Consider the following 14363-nt stretch of genomic DNA (forward strand, 5'->3'; position numbering starts at 1 on the left):
GTTAATGTTACATAGATCATATAAATGATTTTATTAGCATAAATGAGTAAAAAAGTTTGACGAGTCAAAACAATTTATAGTGTAAAACAGCGTTTAGTTTTAACACTTTATTCAACCACAGTAAGTCACTAAATAGTTAGCTGGAGAGAAAAATGAAGGCCATGAATTTAAACAAAGCATTAAATAAAAAAGCTCAGGGTTTTACTCTGATCGAACTAATGATCGTAGTCGCCATTATCGGTATTTTGGCAGCTGTTGCTTTACCAGCATACCGTGATTATGTTGGTTCAGCCCATGGTGGTGCAGCCATGAAAGCAATTGCATCATATACGACTAAAGCTGTGACATGTACTCAATCAGGTATTAGTTGCGATACTTTACCAGCAGATGTTGCTGCAGCCCCTGGAATGTCATTAACTGGACTTGCTGCAGAAGGAGCTGGTGGAACACTAGTGTTTGCAGAAGGTTCATGTACACTTACAGCAACTATATCTCCTGAAGGTAGAGTTACATACGGAATTGTTAACGTAGGCACTGGAGCCACAGCCGCCCAATGTACTGCAGGGGCAGGTTTATAGTTTAGTAAGTATATTTACTTCATAAATGGCAGCGCAGCTGCCATTTAACCTTTAATACATTTAGGTTTTAAAGATGCCCACAACTGGCCTTCATTTAGGTTTATCGACCCTGTTTATTCGTAAGGGCCTGCTTAATGAAGAGCAGATGGCTAATGCCATCACAAAATCCCGCCAAAATAAGCAAGCGTTAGTCAGTACTTTAGTACAAAGTAAACTGGTTTCAGCACGTGCTATTGCTGAACTGTGCTATGAGGAATATGGCACGCCACTACTCGACCTCAATGAGTTTGATCTTGCTTCCATTCCGGAGGACTTCCTCAATAAAAAACTCATTGAAAAGCACCGCTGCTTACCGCTGTTTAAACGGGGAAATCGCCTCTATATAGGCACATCCGACCCGACCAATATTGCCGCCCTCGAAGATTTCCAATTTAGTGCAGGCCTGCACGCCGAAGCGATTCTAGTTGAAGAAGATAAACTAGCCAAAGCACTGGAGAAAATTCTCGAAGAAGATATCAGCGGTCTCGATTTAGGCGGTATGGACGAAGCAGCGCTGGCAGCGATAGAAATTACTGATACCGACAGACGTAGCGAAGAATCTACTGGTGAGAGTAGTGACGATGCGCCCATTGTCATTTATATCAATAAAATTTTAACCGATGCAATTCGCAAAGGCGCGTCGGATTTACACTTTGAACCCTATGAGAAACGCTACCGTATTCGTTTCCGTATAGATGGTATTCTCCACGAAGTCTCTGAACCGCCGATTAGCCTCGCTGGTCGTTTATCGGCACGACTAAAGGTAATGTCGAAACTCGATATCGCCGAACGGCGAGTGCCGCAGGATGGTCGAATTAAGATGAAACTATCCCGTACTAAGTCCATCGACTTTCGGGTAAGCACCTTGCCGACGCTCTGGGGCGAAAAAATTGTAATGCGGATTTTGGACTCATCCTCCGCACAATTAGGTATTGAAAAGCTTGGCTACGAGCCCGACCAAGAAAAGCTCTACCTTGAAATGCTAGCAAAACCCCAAGGCATGATTCTAGTGACAGGCCCAACCGGTTCAGGTAAAACAGTCTCTCTCTATACAGGGTTAAATATTCTCAATACCGAAGAGCGTAATATTTCTACCGCAGAAGACCCAGTGGAAATTAACCTCGAAGGTGTAAACCAAGTTCACATTAATTTAAAGGCAGGCCTCACCTTCGCCTCTGCTTTACGTTCATTCCTACGCCAAGACCCCGATGTGGTGATGGTGGGTGAAATTCGCGATCTTGAAACCGCCGAAATTGCCATTAAAGCGGCACAAACGGGTCACTTAGTCTTATCGACCTTGCACACAAACTCAGCAGCCGAAACCTTAACCCGTTTAATCAACATGGGTGTACCTGGTTACAACATAGCCAGCTCAGTGAACCTGATTATTGCCCAGCGCTTAGCGCGTCGCCTATGCCCTGAATGCAAACAAGCTGAAGTGATCCCCGAACATGAATTATTGCGTTTAGGCTTTGCCCAAGCACAAATTACTCAAGGCTTTACCACCTTTAAACCTGTTGGCTGCGAGCACTGCTCTGCGGGCTACAAAGGCCGAGTCGGTATTTATGAAGTCATGAAAATGTCCGATGAAATAGCCCGTACTATCATGGAGGGCGGTAATTCTTTGCAAATTGCCTCCCAAGCTAAAGCCCAAGGAATGCGAGATTTACGGCAATCAGGGTTATTGAAAGTGATGCATGGCGTCACTAGCATTGCAGAAGTCAATCGTGTAACCAGTTTTGGCTAAATCCAATCTTTATATATCTAAAGCTAAATCTAAAATGCAGGCAATAGCGCATCATTACTCGCATATTTGAATCTTAGAGTCCAAACTATTTCACAAGCACAGCGTTCAGTTAACTAAAAATCTAGAACGATTTATTTACAGGAATCATTTATGGCTACGGCAACGACAACAAGAAAGCCTCGCACCAAGAAAGCCGAGCAAAAGAGCCAACCAAAAATCTATACCTTCGAATGGAAAGGTGTAAATCGCGACGGCAAGAAAACCGCAGGTGAACTCAGGGGAGCAACCGCCGCCGAAATCCGTAGCCAATTGAAATCCCAAGGCGTAAATCCAAAAAGCGTACGTAAACAGTCTTCTGCGCTATTTAAACTAGGGGATCCGAAAATCACCCCTATGGATATTGCTATGATGACTCGCCAAGTTGCAACTATGCTAGCGGCGGGCGTGCCTTTAGTGACAACTATTGAGCTACTCGGCCGCGGTCACGAAAAAGCTAAAATGCGAGAACTATTAGGAAATATCCTTAGCGAAATTCAATCGGGTATTCCTTTATCCGATGCTATGCGTCCCCATAGACGTTACTTCGACGAACTTTATGTTGACCTAGTTGCAGCCGGTGAACATTCTGGTTCACTAGACTTAGTTTTCGATCGCGTGGCGACATACAGAGAAAAAACGGAAGCACTCAAATCAAAAATTAAGAAGGCCATGTTCTATCCGGCTGCCGTTGTCATAGTAGCTGTTTTAGTAACAACATTATTATTACTCTTTGTCGTGCCTCAATTTGAGGAGATTTTTAAAGGCTTTGGTGCTGAACTGCCTGCCTTTACTCAATTAGTGCTGCATATTTCCCGCGGCTTACAATCCTCTTGGTACATCTTTCTAGCCGCCATTGTTGGCGGAGTATTTTTGTTTGTGCGGGCGCACCGAAACTCACAAATGGTGCGAGATAGAGTAGACGAAGCTGTGCTTAAAATCCCAGCCATTGGGCCTATATTACACAAAGGTGCCATGGCACGATTCGCCCGGACTTTAGCAACCACATTTGCAGCAGGTGTGCCGTTAATTGATGGCTTAGAATCCGCTGCTGGCGCATCGGGTAACGCGGTATACCGCAAAGCGATTTTAAAAATTCGTCAAGAGGTGATGGCGGGGATGCAGATGAATGTGGCTATGCAGACCACTGGACTTTTCCCCGACATGTTAGTGCAAATGGTGATGATAGGTGAAGAATCAGGTTCACTGGATAACATGCTCAATAAAGTATCAACCATCTACGAAATGCAAGTAGATGATGCGGTTGATGGTTTATCAAGCCTGATAGAACCAATTATGATGGTGGTAATCGGCACTGTCGTCGGCGGGTTAATTGTCGCTATGTATCTTCCTATCTTCCAAATGGGTAAAATCGTCAGCTAATTCATTCGATTCAAATAAGAAAACTAAATGTCAGAATTCATATCGCTTTTGGGCCAGTCTCTAGATCAGAATCCTTGGCTGTTTATTGCATTAAGCTTTATTTTTGCCGCTACCATTGGTAGTTTTTTAAACGTGGTGATCCACAGATTTCCTGTGATCATGAAACGGGAATGGCAGCAAGAATGTAATCAGTATTTGCAGGAATACCACGAAGACATAGTCAAAAAAATCGGTATAGAACAACTCAATAAACCTATAGATGCCTTCCCTGAAAAGTATAATCTTGTTGTGCCGGGCTCAGCCTGCCCTAAATGTAAAACGTCGATTAAGCCTTGGCATAATTTACCCCTATTAGGCTGGTTAATGCTCAAGGGAAAATGCGCCGCCTGTCACGCCCCTATTTCTGCTCGCTACCCTATTATTGAATTCATCACAGGGCTACTTATCGCGACTTTGGCATGGCATTTTGGTCCAAGCTGGCAGTTTGTTTTTGCGAGCGTACTCACCTTTGTGCTTGTAGCACTGGCGGGTATCGATCTTGATGAGATGTTGCTCCCCGACCAAATGACGCTACCATTGCTTTGGCTAGGCTTGATAATCAACCTAAATCATACCTTTGCGAGCCCAACCGATGCCATTATCGGCGCGGCGGCAGGCTATTTGAGTCTATGGTCCATTTTCTGGTTGTTTAAAATCCTCACCGGCAAGGAAGGCATGGGTTATGGCGACTTTAAATTACTCGCCGTGTTCGGTGCTTGGCTTGGCTGGCAAATGCTGCCGCTGGTGATTTTACTTTCGTCCCTCGTTGGCGCAGTCGTTGGCATTACTATGATTGTTAGTAAACGCCTGAAACAAGGGAATCCAATCCCATTTGGCCCTTATATTGCCGCCGCAGGCTGGATAGCCTTGCTATTTGGGCAACAGATTGTCGATTGGTACCTCTCAACACTGTAAGATCTAGCAAATTAAGCACAAAGCTATCCGGAGTATGTGATGTCAAAGTATGTTGTTGGTCTTACTGGCGGTATCGGCAGCGGTAAGACGACTGTTGCCAATTTGTTCGCCGCCGAAGGAATAACCTTAGTCGACGCTGATATCATTGCCCGCGAGGTCGTCGCTCCGGGTTCAAAAGGATTGGAAGCGATCGTAACTCATTTTGGTACTGAGATATTAACACCAGAGGGTGAACTCGATCGCGCCAAGTTGCGGCAGCGGATATTTAGCCATCCAGAAGAGCGCGAATGGCTAAACCAACTATTACACCCCATGATCCGCCAAGAAATGCTAGCGCAGGTAGAAAAAGCGACCTCTGCCTATGTAATTATGGTCGTGCCCTTGCTATTTGAGAACGGGTTAGATAGGTTAGTCAATCGGACTTTAGTGGTGGATATTTCACCTGAGTTGCAAATAAATCGCACCGTAAAACGTGACAATGTTGATGCATCTCAAGTTAATAACATCATTAGTAGCCAATGTAGTCGCAGCGAAAAACTCGCCAGAGCCGACGACATTATTGATAATCAAGGAGAGATATCAACCTTAAAACGAGAGGTGCTAGCATTGCACCAGCGATATTTACAACTTTCTGGTACTGATAACGCCCATGACTGAATTAGTTTACGAACAGCCCCTAAACGAGAAAATTCGCAGCTACTTGCGGCTCGAATACCTCGATAAACAGCTGCAAAGTAACCTAAGCCATGACCACCAACATAGATGTTTTTATCCGCTGTTTTCCCTCTGTGAATTGTCCGAACGCTGTGATTATCGTAATGAAGTATTAAAAGACATTGAACGGCACTTGCTGCAACTCAGCAAATGGCAAGAATTAGATCACGTCGACCACCAGCAAATCGACCTTTTTATCAATGCCCTCACCCAAGCCCGCGAACCGTTGCAAAAGCCCGACCGCTTCGGCAGCCAACTAAAACAAGACAGATTTATTTCCGCGCTACGACAACGCTTTGGCATGCCGGGCGCCTGCTGTAACTTCGATCTGCCGCAACTGCATTATTGGCTAGCTAAACCTTGGGAAGAAAAACAACAAGACTACCGCTCTTGGATAGCACACTTCGAACCTTTGCTCACCCCCATCACCCTATTGCTCCAACTCACCCGCAGCACAGCCCATTACGACAATACCGTTGCCCATGCAGGTTTTTATCAGGGTGACAGTGCTCAAGCACTTGCTTTGGTGCGAGTCAAAGTCGATGCCTCCCACGGGTGTTATCCTACGATTAGCGGCCATAAAAACCGTTTTGCAATCCATTTTGTGCAGTTTGAACAACAACGCCACTCCGACCGTTCGATTGATTTCTTACTGGCTACCTGTGCATGAAGCCTTTACACTAATGGCCTGAAAGACATTAGTATTGGCGGCCGCTGTATCGCCGTTAACCAAGAGAACAATTATGCCATTGACCGTTAACTGCCCTATCTGCAAAGCCCCTGTCGAGTGGGTGCCACAATCTGCATTTAAACCTTTTTGCAGCGAGCGCTGTAAGCTCATCGACCTCGGCGATTGGGCGTCAGAAAAGCATGTCATCCCAGTGAAAGCCGAATTTGATCCCGAAGCATTTGATGAATTTGATCTCGATGAAGGCGACTTTTTTAAAGAATAATCAGAAGCGCTAACCGCTGAAATTACGCCCATCACAGCGATTAATTTGCTCAACTCTCTACTCAATAGATAAATATTATGACTAAACGCATCCATGTTGCCGTCGGCATTATTACTAACTCGGCCGGTGAAATTCTACTAGCAAAACGCCCTGATCATTTACATCAAGGTGGGAAATGGGAATTTCCTGGCGGCAAAGTTGAGGCGGGCGAAACGGTCACTCAAGCGCTGATCCGTGAACTCAAAGAGGAAGTTGCACTCGATGTCACCGATAGTCAGCCATTTATGGCGCTGAGTTTCGATTATCCCGATAAACAAGTGCTACTCGATATCCATTCGGTCACTGAGTTTAACGGCACAGCCCAAGGCCTCGAAGGTCAGCTTATCGCTTGGGTCACTAAAGCCGATTTAATTAATTATGACTTCCCCGAGGCTAACAAGCCTATTTTAGAAAAAATTCTCGCTCAGTAATCGAGCCATCTACCTCATTATTTCAATGCGCTCTATCCCCGAATCGCAATTCGGGGATGAACTTTTTCAATGCCTTAACTCCGAAAACTATGCAATCCTGTGATCGTTAAGCTTATAGATATTAGCAATGCGTGATCTAGCTTGCAGCAAATCAATGATCCGCTTTAATCGCATCAAGAATAATGTTTGAATCAAGCTTCATTCTTTCTCTTCGATTTTAAGGGCGCATCATGCACAATAACGTTAAGGCATTAATAGCCACTACTGCCTTATTTTTTAGTTGTCAGGTACTAGCCAATGGTGGCTGTGGATTTGAAGAACAACAACAGGGCTTAATTGCGACCTGCAGCGAGGAGAAACAAGAAGTGATTTTAACTGGCATAGTAGAAGCACAACATTTAGTCACAGATCTCAATGAGTTTGCCGAAGGGTATAAAAGCTACCAGGTCGACACTGCGGCAATCACTCCGCTTAAAAGCGTCACCGAACCAACTGAAATTATTGTGATCATTGGTACTTGGTGTCCAGATTGTCACCGTGAAACACCGCGCTTTATCCGTATCATGGAAGAAGTCGCCAATCCCAATATCAAAGTGACCTATATTGGTGTCGACCGGACGAAGAAAGATCCCGAAGGCTTAGCTGCCAAATACGACTTTACCCGTATTCCAACCTTTATTGTGCTACAGCAAGGTAAAGAAGTTGGCCGTATCGTAGAGCGCCCAACCGTTTCCTTAGAGAAAGATCTCGCCGATTTATTGAAATAAGCGACGCAGTACACAATAAAGGCCGCATAGCGGCCTTTGGTTTTTATCATGTTTCAATAAAATATTAGCTCGCTTCGTCAATAATTCGCTGCGCGAGCATCACTAAAACACCTTCACGTAATGCGCCGCCAGATAAGGCTAAATGCTCTATCCCCAGCAACTCAAACAAAGCCAATAAAATAGCGACACCCGCTGCAAAAGTCGGTGCTCGCTCGCTACAAAGCCCAGCGATCCCCGTTAAGCCAATGTCTTCTTGTGCGAGAATTTCAGCCTTCAGCAGAGTAAGCACATCGAGCGTTATCGTTTCAGATAAGCCACGGTGAAGCAGGACTTCAACCACAGATTGCACCGCGCCAGATGCGCCAACAACACAATGCCAGCCTAGATCGCGTAGCGTTTGTCTATGCTCAGCTAATGCGGTTAGCACTTGCTGCTTAGCATCATCAAAATCTAACTGCTGCAGCGGTAAGCTACTAAAAAATTGGCGATTATAAGTCACGCTACCAAAGGGCAAACTGGTTTTGAACAACACTTGATGCCCATCACCGATAATAAACTCAGTACTCGCCCCGCCGATATCTATCACTAAACGGCGCCCTTGACCACAGGTGGTTGCTACCATGCCTTGATAGATAAGCTCAGCTTCACGCATGCCTGAGATGATTTCAATTGGATGACCAAGGAGTGGCAATGCACGCCGATTAAACTCATCGGCATTACTGATACTGCGAAGGGTTGCAGTAGCAATCACAGCAACATGATTTGCTTCAATCTTATGTTGCACCAACATTTGGGCAAACATACTCAAACAGTCGAGGCCGCGCTGCATCACGTCATGGCTTAAGTTGCCATCGTCGCCTATACCTTCGGCGAGCCTCACCTTGCGTTTATATTTCGCAATAATATGCGGCTGACCACCACGAGTTTTGGCGATCAGCATATTAAAACTGTTTGAGCCTAATGTTATAGCGGCATAAGCGGGTGTTGGCATTTACGAATGTCTACGTGTCCTATCATGACGAGGAGGGCGAGCACCACTGCGTTGCGCACCTGGGCGGCTTGCCCCTGAACGATCACGCAAGTTTCGAGTGCCGCTAGGGTGTTTACGGTGGATCTTCGCTGGCGTAGGAATATCGGCCAGTAAAGCTTCACTGTCGTAATTACTCACTGGAATCGAATGATTGATGTAGCTTTCGATTGCCGGCAAGTTCAGTGCGTACTCTTCACAGGCAAAGCTTATCGACATGCCTTTGTTACCCGCACGACCCGTACGACCGATTCGGTGAACATAGTCTTCGCAATCATCTGGTAAATCATAGTTATACACGTGTGAAACGTCAGAAATATGTAAACCACGAGCCGCAACATCAGTAGCAACCAATATATCTAGCTGGCCACTGGTAAATTGCTCAAGGATACGAATACGCTTTTTCTGTGGCACATCACCCGTTAATAAACCCACACGATGTCCGTCACCTTCAAGCCAAGACCAAAGCGTTTCGCAACTGTGCTTAGTGTTGGAGAAAACGATGGCTTTTTCTGGCCAATCTTCTTCAATCAAGGTCAGCAACAAACGCATCTTCTCTTCTTGCGAAGGATAGAAGATTTCTTCTTTGATGTTTTTAGAGGTTTTTTCTTCAGGGGCGATTTCGACTTTAACTGGCTCGTTCATATGATCATAAGCCAGCTCTTGCACTTTCATCGACAAGGTTGCCGAAAATAGCATATTAAGACGTTGATTTGCCTCAGGCATACGTCTAAACAAGAAGCGGATATCTTTGATAAAACCAAGATCGAACATACGATCGGCTTCATCTAATACTACAGCCTGAATCACATTCAAGCCGATAATGCCCTGGCGAACGTAGTCGATAATTCGACCCGTAGTACCAATCAAGATATCAACACCTTGATCTAATACTTTACGCTGTACATCGTAACTTTCGCCGCCATAAACAATACCCACCTTTAAGTGAGTGTGTTTAGCGAGTAAAATCGCATCTTTAGCAATCTGAATCGCCAGTTCGCGAGTCGGAGCCATAATGATGGCGCGGGGCTGATTAATCAGTCGACCTTCAGGTACGGGAGTCGATAATAAGTGATTAAAAGTGGCGACCAAAAAGGCCATTGTCTTGCCAGTGCCCGTTTGTGCTTGACCAGCGATATCTTTTGATTGAAGTAATACAGGCAGTGATAACGCCTGGATCGGCGTACAAAATTCGAAGCCATTCTCGGCAAGGGCCTGTTTAACCTCAGGATGTAGAGGTAGGTCGGCAAACCTTTGGGTAGATAGATGTGTTTCGCTCATAGCGCAAGCTTACCTGTTGAGGTTGCAATAAGATACTCGATCGTTTGAAATAGCCACATTGTAAAAAGGTAACTTGAAAAGCTATTTTTCAGCCCCAATATACATGGTAAGCCATTAACAAACCAGCAATGGCACCCAAACTGGAGAACATCATGAGCGATAAAATTATATACCTGAGTGACGACAGCTTCGAAAACGACGTATTAAAGTCTGATTTGCCAGTATTGGTAGACTTCTGGGCCGAGTGGTGTGGCCCTTGTAAAATGATCGCTCCAATTTTAGACGATGTGTCTGAAGAATATGCAGGCCGCGTAACTATCGCTAAATTAAACGTTGACCAAAACAATGTTTCTCCAGCGAAATATGGCGTTCGTGGCATCCCAACTTTACTGTTATTCAAGAACGGCGAATTAGCCGCAACTAAAGTTGGCGCACTATCAAAAACGCAATTAAAAGAGTTTATCGACGCGCAAATCTAATTTGATGTCGTAATGAGTGACCTCCGGCACAAGCTATAAATTAATTGTGCCGGAATTTCCCTAAATTTCTGGACGCCCCGCTTTGTTAGTGCTACTTTAATAACCAGATTCTTTCTAATAACCTCTTCTCGCTCGTCAATCACTATCCTGAATTACATCCTTACTGATTGATCGCGGTAAGCTTTGTCGCGTAACACAAGACCCCCAAAATGAACTTAACTGAATTAAAAGACACGCCGATTTCTGACCTAGTCTCGCTAGCTGAAAATATGAAGCTCGAAAATATGGCCCGCGCTCGCAAGCAGGACATTATTTTCTCAATCCTTAAAGCCCACGCCAAAAGTGGAGAAGACATTTTCGGCGGTGGGGTATTAGAAATACTCCAAGACGGTTTCGGCTTCTTACGCAGCTCAGACGGTTCTTATTTAGCTGGTCCAGATGACATCTATGTCTCACCAAGCCAAATTCGCCGCTTCAACATGCGAACGGGTGATACCATTTTTGGTAAAATTCGCCCACCGAAAGAAGGCGAGCGTTATTTTGCCCTATTGAAAGTCAACGAAGTTAACTTCGATAAACCAGAAAACTCCCGTAATAAAATCCTCTTTGAAAACTTAACCCCACTCCACGCAGAAGAACGTATGCGTATGGAGCGTGGCAACGGCTCAACTGAAGATATTACCGCACGTATTCTGGATTTATGCTCACCGATTGGTAAAGGTCAACGTGGTTTGATCGTTGCACCACCCAAAGCCGGTAAAACGCTATTACTTCAAGGTATTGCTCAGAGTATCAGCTACAACAACCCAGAAGTGGTGTTGATGGTATTGTTGATCGACGAACGCCCAGAAGAAGTGACCGAGATGCAACGCCTCGTTAAAGGCGAAGTAATCGCATCAACCTTCGATGAGCCAGCCAGCCGTCACGTTCAAGTTGCCGAAATGGTGATTGAAAAAGCCAAACGCTTGGTTGAGCACAAGAAAGACGTGGTTATCCTACTCGATTCTATTACTCGTCTAGCCCGTGCCTATAACACTGTTATCCCGTCATCGGGCAAAGTGTTAACCGGTGGTGTGGATGCGAACGCCCTGCACCGTCCAAAACGCTTCTTCGGTGCAGCACGTAACATCGAACACGGCGGCAGCTTAACCATTATCGCCACAGCCTTGGTTGATACCGGTTCTAAGATGGACGAAGTGATCTACGAAGAATTTAAAGGTACAGGTAACCAAGAGCTACATCTGTCACGTAAAGCGGCAGAAAAGCGTGTGTTCCCAGCCATTGACTTCAACCGCAGCGGTACGCGTCGTGAAGAAAAACTCACGACTCAAGAAGAACTGCAAAAAATGTGGATCCTGCGTAAGATTTTAAATCCTATGGATGAAGTCAGCGCAATGGAATTCTTAATCGACAAATTGGCTATGACCAAGACTAACGAAGAATTCTTTACTGCGATGAAACGCGCTAAGTCTTAATCTCAGCGAGTCGCTAAAAAGCCGCATCATGCGGCTTTTTTGTTTTTTGAATCCTAAGGTTTTTGCACAGCCAGTATTTTACCTAAGCTTTTACTCAAAGCCTGTGTGCGCTGCCGCAGCATTTCCCGCAGCAATAAGACGACAGGCGTGACATGCTCGCGCCCTGGGCACACTAAATACAAATCGACGGGCTCACCTTGATACTCAGGCAACAAACGCACTAATCGCCCTGAGATTAAGTCATCGGCCAGATCTAGACTCGACTTAAAGACCAACCCTTTGCCAGCCACAGCCCAACGGCGAGCAATTTCCGCATCGTTAGCACTACGATTGCCCGTGACACGCACTTTGAATTCTTGGCCATCACGCCTAAATTGCCATTGATCGTGCGTTCGCTCATCTAACTTATAAAACAAGCAATTATGCTCAACTAATTGTTCTAGTGAATCAGGTACACCAAACTCGGCCAGATATTCAGGCGAGGCGCACAGGACACGATCAGCACTACAGAGCGGAAATGCCACTTGGTTTGAGTCCTGCGGTTTGCCGTAACGCACTGCGACATCAATTTTATCGTGGTAAAAACTGCTGATGTTGTCGCCAAGGTGCAAACGCACTTGCAGCTGCGGGAAATCGAGCAAAAATTCATCGAGCCAAGGCACAAACAGATTACGGCCAAAGTCTGAAGAAACCGACAGGCTTAAGGTGCCAGATATTTTACCTTTATCACTGGCGATGGCCTGTTCGCCGAGCGCTAAATCGCTTAGCGCACGTCGACAATGAATAAGATAACGCTCACCTTGTACAGTCAAACGTAAGCTGCGGGTCGTGCGGATAAATAAGCTAGTATCAAGCTGTTTTTCAAGCCGTTTTATTGCGGCGCTGGCAGATGCCGCGGAGATATCCATCTCGGCCGCAGCGGCAGAAATATTGCCACAATCGGCGACCCGCACGAACAAAGCTAAATCATTAATCAACATGATTATCAAAAATCCTTTGAAAAAATTACAAACTTTACCCTGTTTATCTCTTGGCTAATATTCCACACAATGGCTACTCGATACAAGTAGACTCAAGCAAATAGACTCAAGCCAGTACACCCAGAGGAATTAACATGAAAGCCATTGGTTACCAAACTGCAGGTGCAATCACAGCACCCAATGCATTAGAAGACATCACGTTAGCCGAACCGACGGCAACGGGTTTTGACCTCTTGGTGGAAGTCAAAGCAATTTCCGTCAATCCGGTTGATACTAAAATCCGCGCATCCAGCTCGGCGCCAGCGGGCGAATATAAGATCATCGGCTGGGACGCCGTCGGCGTCGTCAAAGCAGTTGGCGAAAACGTCAGCCTTTTCAACGTCGGTGATGAAGTGTGGTACGCGGGCGATATTAGTCGCAGCGGAAGTTATGCAGAATATCAATTGGTTGATGAACGAATTGTCGGCCATAAACCTAAGAGTTTAACCTATGCCCAAGCGGCGGCATTACCCTTAACCGGGATTACCGCATGGGAGATTTTATTCGACCGCCTAGGTTTACCCCAAGATGATTCGGCAACTGACGCCCGTATTTTAATTATCGGCGCGGCCGGTGGTGTGGGCTCTATCATCACTCAACTGGCGGTAAAACTCACAGGGGCAGAGGTGATTGGCACAGCTTCTCGCTCTGAATCTGCCGCTTGGGTGCAAAAACTCGGCGCCGATGCGGTCATAGACCACACTAAATCGCTCTCGGGCGAACTTGCCAATATTGGCATTACTGATGTGACCCATGTGATTAGCTTGACCCAAACCGACCAACATTTTGATGAAATAGTACGAGTGCTTAAGCCGCAAGGAAAACTAGCGCTTATCGATGATCCTAAAGGCCCATTAGATGTGATGAAACTCAAGCGTAAGAGCCTGTCACTGCATTGGGAGCTGATGTTTACCCGTAGTCTTTATCAAACCGAGGATATGGTAGCCCAACATCACTTGCTCAATCGCTTAAGTGCCCTTATCGATACAGGCGAGTTACAGAGTACGTTCGGTGAGCACTACGGCACCATTAATGCGCAAAACTTAATCAAGGCCCACGCTCAGATAGAGTCAGGCAAAGCTATAGGTAAAATTGTTTTGGAAGGTTTTAGCCAATGAAAATAACGGTATTTGCCCAAATCATAGCGAATCAAGGCCAGAGCGACGCGCTATTTAAGATACTCAAGCAACTCGTGACGGACACGCATACCGAGGCTGGCTGCATCGAATACAAACTGCATCACTCATTAGATGATGAAAATATCTTCTGGATGTATGAGATTTGGCAATCCCAAGCGGCATTGGATGAGCATATGGCGAGTGCGCATTTCCAAGCATTTGTCGCCCAAACGGCAGACTTAATCAGTCGAGCTGACATCCATAAAAGCTACGCCTGTTAATCAATAAAAAAGCGCCAAACGAGTTGGCGCTTTTCATCATTT

16 protein-coding genes are annotated in these 14363 nt (G+C 45.6%); 13 read left to right on the top strand and 3 right to left on the bottom strand.

The features are described 5' to 3' along the window. Positions 1 to 152 precede the first annotated feature (152 nt). The 9 genes from Q4Q49_RS17615 to Q4Q49_RS17655 all read left to right on the top strand — a co-directional run bounded on the left by Q4Q49_RS17615 (position 153) and on the right by Q4Q49_RS17655 (position 7641). Entirely contained in the window at positions 153 to 578 is a 426-nt protein-coding gene (locus Q4Q49_RS17615) for a prepilin-type N-terminal cleavage/methylation domain-containing protein (RefSeq protein WP_311999983.1), read from the top strand. Between the two features lie 73 nt (positions 579 to 651). Further along, a complete protein-coding gene (gene pilB, locus Q4Q49_RS17620) occupies positions 652 to 2364 on the top strand; it encodes a type IV-A pilus assembly ATPase PilB (protein ID WP_311999984.1) in 1713 nt (570 codons plus the stop codon). Positions 2365 to 2514: 150 nt separating this feature from the next. After that, positions 2515 to 3783 (top strand): type II secretion system F family protein, encoded by a 1269-nt coding sequence (locus Q4Q49_RS17625; protein WP_311999985.1) that lies wholly within the window; start codon positions 2515 to 2517, stop codon positions 3781 to 3783. Positions 3784 to 3810: 27 nt separating this feature from the next. Beyond that, positions 3811 to 4737, top strand: coding sequence for an A24 family peptidase (locus Q4Q49_RS17630; RefSeq protein ID WP_311999986.1), 927 nt, complete (start codon positions 3811 to 3813; stop codon positions 4735 to 4737). Between the two features lie 39 nt (positions 4738 to 4776). After that, positions 4777 to 5394: a dephospho-CoA kinase gene (coaE, locus tag Q4Q49_RS17635; RefSeq protein ID WP_311999987.1), complete on the top strand. Its 618-nt coding sequence runs from the start codon at positions 4777 to 4779 to the stop codon at positions 5392 to 5394. Next, complete coding sequence (gene zapD, locus Q4Q49_RS17640) at positions 5387 to 6121, top strand: cell division protein ZapD (RefSeq protein WP_311999988.1); 735 nt, start codon at positions 5387 to 5389, stop codon at positions 6119 to 6121. The genes coaE and zapD overlap by 8 nt, the downstream gene beginning before the upstream one ends. Positions 6122 to 6194: 73 nt before the next feature. Next, on the top strand, positions 6195 to 6404 hold the full coding sequence (gene yacG, locus Q4Q49_RS17645; RefSeq protein WP_006083355.1) for a DNA gyrase inhibitor YacG: 210 nt from the start codon (positions 6195 to 6197) through the stop codon (positions 6402 to 6404). A 77-nt stretch (positions 6405 to 6481) separates the two neighbouring features. After that, positions 6482 to 6874, top strand: a complete 393-nt coding sequence (gene mutT, locus Q4Q49_RS17650; RefSeq protein WP_107402786.1) for an 8-oxo-dGTP diphosphatase MutT — start codon at positions 6482 to 6484, stop codon at positions 6872 to 6874. Positions 6875 to 7104: 230 nt separating this feature from the next. Next, entirely contained in the window at positions 7105 to 7641 is a 537-nt protein-coding gene (locus Q4Q49_RS17655) for a thioredoxin family protein (protein WP_311906475.1), read from the top strand. Between the two features lie 64 nt (positions 7642 to 7705). Here Q4Q49_RS17655 and Q4Q49_RS17660 read toward each other — a convergent pair whose 3' ends face one another. Both Q4Q49_RS17660 and rhlB read right to left on the bottom strand, forming a co-directional pair. After that, complete coding sequence (locus tag Q4Q49_RS17660) at positions 7706 to 8632, bottom strand: exopolyphosphatase (protein ID WP_006084375.1); 927 nt, start codon at positions 8630 to 8632, stop codon at positions 7706 to 7708. After that, entirely contained in the window at positions 8633 to 9949 is a 1317-nt protein-coding gene (gene rhlB, locus Q4Q49_RS17665; protein ID WP_311999989.1) for an ATP-dependent RNA helicase RhlB, read from the bottom strand. Between the two features lie 152 nt (positions 9950 to 10101). Here rhlB and trxA point away from each other — a divergent pair, with 152 nt between their 5' ends. Both trxA and rho read left to right on the top strand, forming a co-directional pair. Next, the gene (trxA, locus tag Q4Q49_RS17670) at positions 10102 to 10428 is read left to right on the top strand and encodes a thioredoxin TrxA (RefSeq protein WP_006083360.1); all 327 of its coding nucleotides are present in this window, start codon (positions 10102 to 10104) and stop codon (positions 10426 to 10428) included. Between the two features lie 209 nt (positions 10429 to 10637). Then, positions 10638 to 11903 (top strand): transcription termination factor Rho, encoded by a 1266-nt coding sequence (gene rho / locus Q4Q49_RS17675; protein ID WP_006083361.1) that lies wholly within the window; start codon positions 10638 to 10640, stop codon positions 11901 to 11903. A 53-nt stretch (positions 11904 to 11956) separates the two neighbouring features. Here rho and Q4Q49_RS17680 read toward each other — a convergent pair whose 3' ends face one another. Beyond that, positions 11957 to 12883 carry a LysR family transcriptional regulator gene (locus Q4Q49_RS17680; RefSeq protein WP_311999990.1) on the bottom strand — a complete coding sequence of 309 codons (927 nt, stop codon included), beginning with the start codon at positions 12881 to 12883 and terminating at the stop codon, positions 11957 to 11959. Between the two features lie 134 nt (positions 12884 to 13017). On the opposite strand from Q4Q49_RS17680, the gene Q4Q49_RS17685 reads away from it, so the two are divergent. Both Q4Q49_RS17685 and Q4Q49_RS17690 read left to right on the top strand, forming a co-directional pair. Continuing rightward, entirely contained in the window at positions 13018 to 14040 is a 1023-nt protein-coding gene (locus Q4Q49_RS17685; RefSeq protein WP_311999991.1) for a zinc-binding alcohol dehydrogenase family protein, read from the top strand. Next, entirely contained in the window at positions 14037 to 14321 is a 285-nt protein-coding gene (locus Q4Q49_RS17690; RefSeq protein WP_006084381.1) for a putative quinol monooxygenase, read from the top strand. The genes Q4Q49_RS17685 and Q4Q49_RS17690 overlap by 4 nt, the downstream gene beginning before the upstream one ends. Positions 14322 to 14363: the final 42 nt, after the last annotated feature.

Origin of the sequence: Shewanella sp. SP1S1-7 (assembly GCF_031932105.1) — a bacterium.
In the GTDB taxonomy this organism is placed as follows: Bacteria; Pseudomonadota; Gammaproteobacteria; order Enterobacterales; family Shewanellaceae; genus Shewanella; species Shewanella baltica.

Excerpts from the sequence above, each read along its gene's own strand:
- trxA (WP_006083360.1), top strand. The coding sequence starts at position 10,102 with ATGAGCGATAAAATTATATACCTGAGTGACGACAGCTTCGAAAACGAC.
- Q4Q49_RS17680 (WP_311999990.1), bottom strand. The coding sequence starts at position 12,883 with ATGTTGATTAATGATTTAGCTTTGTTCGTGCGGGTCGCCGATTGTGGC.
- rhlB (WP_311999989.1), bottom strand. The coding sequence starts at position 9,949 with ATGAGCGAAACACATCTATCTACCCAAAGGTTTGCCGACCTACCTCTA.
- rho (WP_006083361.1), top strand. The coding sequence starts at position 10,638 with ATGAACTTAACTGAATTAAAAGACACGCCGATTTCTGACCTAGTCTCG.
- Q4Q49_RS17630 (WP_311999986.1), top strand. The coding sequence starts at position 3,811 with ATGTCAGAATTCATATCGCTTTTGGGCCAGTCTCTAGATCAGAATCCT.
- Q4Q49_RS17660 (WP_006084375.1), bottom strand. The coding sequence starts at position 8,632 with ATGCCAACACCCGCTTATGCCGCTATAACATTAGGCTCAAACAGTTTT.
- pilB (WP_311999984.1), top strand. The coding sequence starts at position 652 with ATGCCCACAACTGGCCTTCATTTAGGTTTATCGACCCTGTTTATTCGT.
- Q4Q49_RS17685 (WP_311999991.1), top strand. The coding sequence starts at position 13,018 with ATGAAAGCCATTGGTTACCAAACTGCAGGTGCAATCACAGCACCCAAT.
- Q4Q49_RS17625 (WP_311999985.1), top strand. The coding sequence starts at position 2,515 with ATGGCTACGGCAACGACAACAAGAAAGCCTCGCACCAAGAAAGCCGAG.
- yacG (WP_006083355.1), top strand. The coding sequence starts at position 6,195 with ATGCCATTGACCGTTAACTGCCCTATCTGCAAAGCCCCTGTCGAGTGG.
- Q4Q49_RS17615 (WP_311999983.1), top strand. The coding sequence starts at position 153 with ATGAAGGCCATGAATTTAAACAAAGCATTAAATAAAAAAGCTCAGGGT.
- mutT (WP_107402786.1), top strand. The coding sequence starts at position 6,482 with ATGACTAAACGCATCCATGTTGCCGTCGGCATTATTACTAACTCGGCC.
- zapD (WP_311999988.1), top strand. The coding sequence starts at position 5,387 with ATGACTGAATTAGTTTACGAACAGCCCCTAAACGAGAAAATTCGCAGC.
- coaE (WP_311999987.1), top strand. The coding sequence starts at position 4,777 with ATGTCAAAGTATGTTGTTGGTCTTACTGGCGGTATCGGCAGCGGTAAG.
- Q4Q49_RS17655 (WP_311906475.1), top strand. The coding sequence starts at position 7,105 with ATGCACAATAACGTTAAGGCATTAATAGCCACTACTGCCTTATTTTTT.
- Q4Q49_RS17690 (WP_006084381.1), top strand. The coding sequence starts at position 14,037 with ATGAAAATAACGGTATTTGCCCAAATCATAGCGAATCAAGGCCAGAGC.